This is a genomic window from Coxiella-like endosymbiont of Rhipicephalus sanguineus, from assembly GCF_018687865.1.
In genome coordinates this window covers 1-626 of record NZ_NIQB01000034.1, presented here as the reverse complement: position 1 = coordinate 626, position 626 = coordinate 1, and the positions used below count along the sequence as shown (strand labels likewise).

The window sequence follows — 626 nt, the reverse complement described above, 5'->3', positions numbered from 1 at the left end:
TGGTTATGCACATTTAGCTCCCGACTTCAATGGCAAAGTAGTGTCCAGTCTTGCGCCTATGTTGAGTAAAGCTACTCCCAGCCTCGTTAATATCGCTGTGGAAAAACTCATTCCAAAACCAGTTAACCCATTCCAACCGGAAACTGAGCAAGATTTAACTCCTACAAAAGTTCTAGGCGTTAGCTCAGGCGTCATTATCGATGCCCGAAAAGGTTACATTGTTACCAATGCTCACGTGATAAAAGACCAAAAAATTATGTTAATAACTCTTAAAGACGGCCGTCGCTATCGAGCTAAAATAATCGGAAAAGACGAAGGATTTGATCTTGCTGTGATTCAAATTAAAGCAAAACATTTAACCCAACTTCCCTTTGGCAATTCCAACCAACTGAAAGTAGGGGATTTCGTGGTAGCTATCGGTAGCCCCTTTGGGTTAACTCAAACGGTGACTTCTGGTGTCGTCAGTGCTTTAGACCGCCAAGAACCTCGTATTGATAACTTTCAAAGTTTTATCCAAACGGATGCCTCCATCAATCCCGGCAACTCAGGAGGTGCGTTAATTGATTTACAAGGTCGGTTAGTGGGTATCAATACAGCGATTGTCACACCCTCTGCCGGAAATATCG

The 626-nt window shown here is 43.1% G+C and carries 1 protein-coding gene; it reads left to right on the top strand.

From position 1 onward, the window contains the following. Positions 1 to 626: trypsin-like peptidase domain-containing protein (locus B1F79_RS02245; RefSeq protein ID WP_251365825.1), on the top strand; the 626-nt coding region annotated here is incomplete at both ends.